Raw genomic sequence first — 5,287 nt, 5'->3', positions numbered from 1 at the left:
GGGCTTCTGCGTGGCCTCGCCCGTGTCGGTCTCGGCGGCCGGCTCGGGCTCCGGCTCCGGGGTCACCTCGGCGACGGCGGCCTCGACCTCGGCCTCCGCGGCGGAAGCCTTCTCGGCGGCGGCCTCCGCCTCGGCCTCGGAGGCGACGGCGGGTTCCGGTTCGGGCTCCGGGACGAGCTGGATGACCAGCTCGGGCTCGGTCTCGACCACGACCGGCACAGCGTCGGCAGCCGGCTCCGCCTTCGCGGCGGGCGCGGGCTCGGCCTCGGCGGCCGGTTCGGCCTCAGGCTCCGCCTCTGCGGTCGGCTCGGGCTTCGCGGCGGGCTCGGCTTCCGCTTCCGCCTCGGCGGCCGGCTCTGCCTTCGTGGTCGGCCCGGCCTCAGCCGCAGGCTTGGCCTCGGGCTCAGTAGCAGGCTCCGGCTCGGGCTCAGTAGCAGGCTCCGGCTCGCGCTCAGTGGCAGGCTCCGGCTCGGCCGCGACGGCTGGCGCGGGCTTCGCGGCGGCCTCCGGCTCCGGTGCCTTCTCGGCGGCGGGCTCCGCCTCCGCGGCGGGCTCCGCCTCCGGCGTGGTCGGCTCCGGCTTCGTATCCGGTTCCGGGGCGGTCGCCGGAGACGCAGGCGACGTCGCCTGCTTCGGCACCGTCACGTTGTCGAACGCCGCCGACACCAGGTCGTCCACCACGGACGCCTTCGGCTCGGCCTTGCGCTCGGAACCGGCCGCGGAGTCGGACTCCGCGGCCGGTGCGGGGACAGCGGCCTCGGGCTCGGCGGCCGCAGGCGTGGGCTCGGGAGCCGTCTCCTGCCGGGCGGCCGGCACGGTCGGCTCGGTCTGCTCGGCGGCGGCGGAGGTGGAGGGGTCCGCGGCAACGGCAGACTCTCCCTTGCGTGATTTTCCGAACGCATTCCGCAGGCGGGTGAGAATGCCCATGTGCGCAACCCTTCGCATGAGTTGGTTCCGTCAATCCCTGGCCAGGACGGACACGTAAGGTTAGCCGCAGGATTGGGGGATCTTGGGCGGGGTAGAGGATGGCTGTCAACTAAGGTACGCCTTACCTTCCCTTTGCCTCGGTACCCCTGCGGACCGCGGGGGTTCACCACCCGTTCATCTCTTGGCCGCGCCCTCGCACGCGCGTGCCCCTAGCGTCTCGCCAGACACAGACATAGGGGAGTGAACGTGCGCAACCTGCTGCCGCTGATCGGCCCGTCCGGCTCACACCCGGGCGGCCGTTCCGAGATGACCTGTCGCTACCGCTGCGGTGACGCCTGCTTCCACCCGGCGCCCAACACCAGCGCCAACGAATACGTCGGCGACGTCATCGCGGGCGCGCTCAGCCGCCGTTCCATGATGCGGGCCGCCGCCGCGGTGACCGTGACCACGGCGGCCGGGAGCGCGGTCCTCACCGCCGGCGCGACCCCCGCCACAGCCCAGCCGGCCGCGGGCGCCGCCGCCTCGAAGGGCTCGCACGGCTCCCACGGTGCGCCCGGCTCGAAGGGCAAGGCCGCCCGCGGCCTGCGCTTCACCCCCGTCGCGCCGAACACCGCCGACGCCGTGACCGTGCCGGACGGCTACGGCCAGAACGTCGTCATCCGCTGGGGCGAGCCCATCCTGCGCGGCGCCCCGGCCTTCGACCCCGACAAGCAGACCGCCAAGGCGCAGGCGGGCCAGTTCGGCTACAACTGCGACTTCCTCGCCCTGCTCCCGCTGCCGGGCGAGCGCGGCCGCCAGCTGCTCGTGGCGAACCACGAGTACACGGACGAGGTCCTGATGTTCAGGGGCTACGACCCCGCGAACCCGACCCGCGAGCAGGCGGAGATCGCCTGGGCCGCGCACGGCCTGGGCGTCGTCGTGGTGGAGGAGGAGCGCAAGACCGGCAGGCTCACCGCCGTGCCCCGCCACCCCCTCAACCGGCGCGTCACCGCGACCACCGAGTTCAGGGTGACCGGCCCCGCCGCGGGCTCGGACCTGCTCAAGACCTCCGCCGACCCGACCGGCCGGAAGGTCCTCGGCACGCTCAACAACTGCTCCGGCGGCGAGACCCCGTGGGGCACGACCCTGCACGGCGAGGAGAACTTCAACCAGTACTTCGCCAACGCGAGCCGCACGACCGACGCCCGCTACGGCATCGGCACCGGCGCCACCGAGCGTAAGTGGGAGCGTTTCGACAAGCGGTTCGACATCGCCCAGGAGCCGAACGAGGCGCACCGCTTCGGCTACGTCGTCGAGCTGGACCCGTACGACCCGACCTCGACGCCCCGCAAGCGCACCGCGCTCGGCCGGTTCAAGCACGAGGGCGCGACCATCCGCCTCACGGACGACGGCCGCCCGGTCGCCTACACCGGTGACGACGAGCGCTTCGACTACATGTACAAGTTCGTCGGCAGCAAGCGGATGCGCCACGGCACCAGCCGCGCCGCCCGCGAGCACAACCTGACCCTGCTCGACGAGGGCACGCTGTACGTCGCCAAGCTCACCGGCGACTCCCCGGCGACCGAGATCGACGGCACCGGCAAGCTCCCGGCGGACGGCGAGTTCGACGGCAGCGGTACGTGGATCCCGCTGGCCACCGCCACCGCGAAGGGCGCCGTCTCGCACGTCCCCGGCATGACCGCCGAGGAGGTGTACGTCTTCACGCGCCTGGCCGGCGACAAGGTGGGCGCCACGAAGATGGACCGCCCGGAGGACATCCAGCCCTCCCCGCACACCGGCAAGGTGTACGTCGCCCTGACGAACAACACCAACCGCGGTGTCGGCTCCAACGCCAAGGCGGACGAGGCCAACCCGCGCAACGCCAACAAGCACGGGCATGTCCTGGAGCTCACCGAGCGCCGCAACCGCGCCGACGCGACCACCTTCGCCTGGTCGCTGTTCCTCGTCGCGGGCGACCCGAAGGACCCGGCGACGTACTTCGCGGGCTACCCGAAGGACAAGGTCAGCCAGATCTCCTGCCCGGACAACGTGGCCTTCGACCCGCACGGCAACCTGTGGATCTCCACCGACGGCGCCCAGCTCGGCTCCCACGACGGCCTGTTCGGCGTGGCGACGAAGGGCGAGCGGCGCGGCGAGCTGAAGCAGTTCCTGACCGTGCCGAAGGGGGCCGAGACCTGCGGCCCGCTCGTCCAGGACCGCCGCGTCCTGGTGGCCGTGCAGCACCCGGGCGAGATCACCGGCGCGACCGTCGAGAACCCGGCGAGCACCTGGCCCGACGGTCCCGGGAAGATCGTCCGCCCGGCGGTGGTGGCCGTCTGGCGCAAGGACGGCGAGGACATCGGCGTCTGACGCACCGCTTACGGACAGGGGCGCCTTCCAGGAGGAGGGCGCCCCTGTTCTTTTGCTTTTAGGGGCGCGGGGAACTGCGCGCTCAGCCCCCACGCACCCGCACTCGCACCCGCACACGACACATGACCGCGAGCCGTGCGTCACGCAGTGACAAGATTCAGCCACTCCCCATAGCCGGGGGCGTCCCGCGCCACCTCCGCGTACGCCTCCCACAGTTCGGGGAACACGAGGTCCAACTCCCCCTCCGTACGCGCCGCGAGCACCAGCCGGACGCCCAGCGGATCCCCCTGGATCCGCCGCACGGCCATCTCCGGCCGCACCTGGCACGTCGGCTGGCAGACCGTGACGACCTCGCCGGTCGCGACCAGCGAGGCGGCCGTGTGGTAGTCCCCGTGCAGCACCCGCGGCCGCAGCCCCGCCGCCCGCAGCATGCGGTGCACGGCGTCCCACTCGCCGTCGACGGTCGGGTCGATCATCCATCGGTCCCCGGCCAGGTCGGAGAGCCGCACCTCGGGGTGCGCGGCGGCGGGATGGTCGGCCGGCAGGGAGACGAACTGCGGTTCGCGCTCGACCAGGACGCGCAGCGCGAGCCCGTCCGGCACCCGCAGCGGGCTGCCCTCCACCTCGTGCACGAAGGCCACGTCGAGCCGCCCGTCGGCGAGCATGCGCAGCAGGGCGTTCGGCGAGACGTCCATCTGCAGGACCGGCTCCCGCTGCCGTGCGCGCAGCCGCCGCAGCCAGCCCGCGAGGGCGCGGCTCGCGGTGGAGCCGATACGGAGCTGGAGTCCGTCGGCGTCCGTCGCGGCGGCCCGGGCCTCCGCGACCAGGGTCCGCATTTCGGCCACCAGCGGGCGGGCACGGCCGAGGACGACCAGACCGAGCGGGGTCGGCCGGCAGCCGGTGCGTTCGCGCAGGAACAGGGAGCCGCCGAGCTCCTGCTCGATCCGTTTGAGCTGGGTGCTCAACGAGGGCTGGGACACGCCGAGCTGTCGGGCGGCCCGGTGCAGGCTGCCGGTGTCGGCTATGGCACACAGCGCGCGGAGGTGCCTCATTTCGAGGTCCATGGCGTCGGAGCCTAAGGCGGAAGTACAGCTTTCACCAGACGCACAAACCCCACCCAAGACAGGCGACCTGGACGATCGGTCACGGACGGGCACCGGGCGGATACCGGATGGATAGCTGCGTCCTATCACCACTTGGCATCATCACAGCGGCCCCACAGGCACAGAAACTCACCGAGGACGACTTCACCCCCCACCCTGAGGAGTCCTCGATGCGCCTGTCCACACCTATGCTCTCCGTCGCGGTCGGTCTCGGCCTCACCGCGGCAGCGCTCGGTACGGTCCCGGCCGCCGCGGCCCCGGCGCCCGAGCCGGTGTCCGCCACCGTCTCGGCCGGCTACACGGCCTACAACGGCTCCGGCGAAGAGGCGAAGGCCAACCAGGCCTTCTTCGACGCCGTGCTGAAGTCCGTGGCCGAGCAGCGCGCCGCGAGCCCGCGCTCCGCCGCCGCCGTCACGGTCACCTACAACGCCTCGGCCGCGCCGACCTTCGCCTCCCAGATATCCCGCAGCACGCAGATCTGGAACAGCTCCGTCACCAACGTCAGACTGCAGGCCACCACCGGCAGCGCGAACTTCACGTACCGCGAGGGGAACGACTCGCGCGGTTCGTACGCCTCCACGGACGGCCACGGACGCGGCTACATCTTCCTCGACTACGCGCAGAACCAGCAGTACAACTCCACGCGCGTGACCGCCCACGAGACCGGGCACGTGCTCGGCCTCCCCGACCACTACTCCGGCCCGTGCAGCGAGCTGATGTCCGGCGGCGGACCGGGCACGTCCTGCACGAACGCCAACCCCAACTCCGCCGAGCGGTCGCGGGTGAACCAGCTGTGGGCCAACGGGCTCGCGAAGGCGCTGGCGAAGGTCAACCAGGACCGCTAGGTCCCTCCCGGGACCGCTCCAGGTCCCACCGGGACCGCCCCAGGTCCCCCACGGGTGCACCAC

3 protein-coding genes and 1 pseudogene are annotated in these 5,287 nt (G+C 72.4%); 2 read left to right on the top strand and 2 right to left on the bottom strand.

What is annotated here, in order from left to right; genetic code table 11:
* Positions 1 to 927: pseudogene (locus tag FGF04_RS40090) on the bottom strand (VWA domain-containing protein); the annotation flags it as partial.
* Between the two features lie 246 nt (positions 928 to 1,173).
* Here FGF04_RS40090 and FGF04_RS18175 point away from each other — a divergent pair.
* Positions 1,174 to 3,276 (top strand): PhoX family protein, encoded by a 2,103-nt coding sequence (locus tag FGF04_RS18175; protein ID WP_149512388.1) that lies wholly within the window; start codon positions 1,174 to 1,176, stop codon positions 3,274 to 3,276.
* Between the two features lie 140 nt (positions 3,277 to 3,416).
* Here the strand turns inward: FGF04_RS18175 and FGF04_RS18170 are convergent, their stop codons facing one another.
* On the bottom strand, positions 3,417 to 4,340 hold the full coding sequence (locus FGF04_RS18170; protein WP_149512387.1) for a LysR family transcriptional regulator: 924 nt from the start codon (positions 4,338 to 4,340) through the stop codon (positions 3,417 to 3,419).
* Between the two features lie 209 nt (positions 4,341 to 4,549).
* Here FGF04_RS18170 and snpA point away from each other — a divergent pair, with 209 nt between their 5' ends.
* Positions 4,550 to 5,224: a snapalysin gene (gene snpA / locus FGF04_RS18165; protein ID WP_149512386.1), complete on the top strand. Its 675-nt coding sequence runs from the start codon at positions 4,550 to 4,552 to the stop codon at positions 5,222 to 5,224.
* The last annotated feature ends 63 nt before the right edge of the window (positions 5,225 to 5,287 follow it).

The sequence above is a fragment of the Streptomyces apricus genome (genome assembly GCF_008369065.1).
GTDB lineage: Bacteria > Actinomycetota > Actinomycetes > Streptomycetales > Streptomycetaceae > Streptomyces > Streptomyces apricus.
Note: the sequence above shows the minus strand (reverse complement) of the source record. Positions and strands in the feature narration are given on the sequence as shown.

What these genes read in the sequence shown, in the direction of transcription:
- FGF04_RS18170 (WP_149512387.1), bottom strand. Translation starts at nt 4,340, where the DNA reads ATGGACCTCGAAATGAGGCACCTCCGCGCGCTGTGTGCCATAGCCGAC.
- snpA (WP_149512386.1), top strand. Translation starts at nt 4,550, where the DNA reads ATGCGCCTGTCCACACCTATGCTCTCCGTCGCGGTCGGTCTCGGCCTC.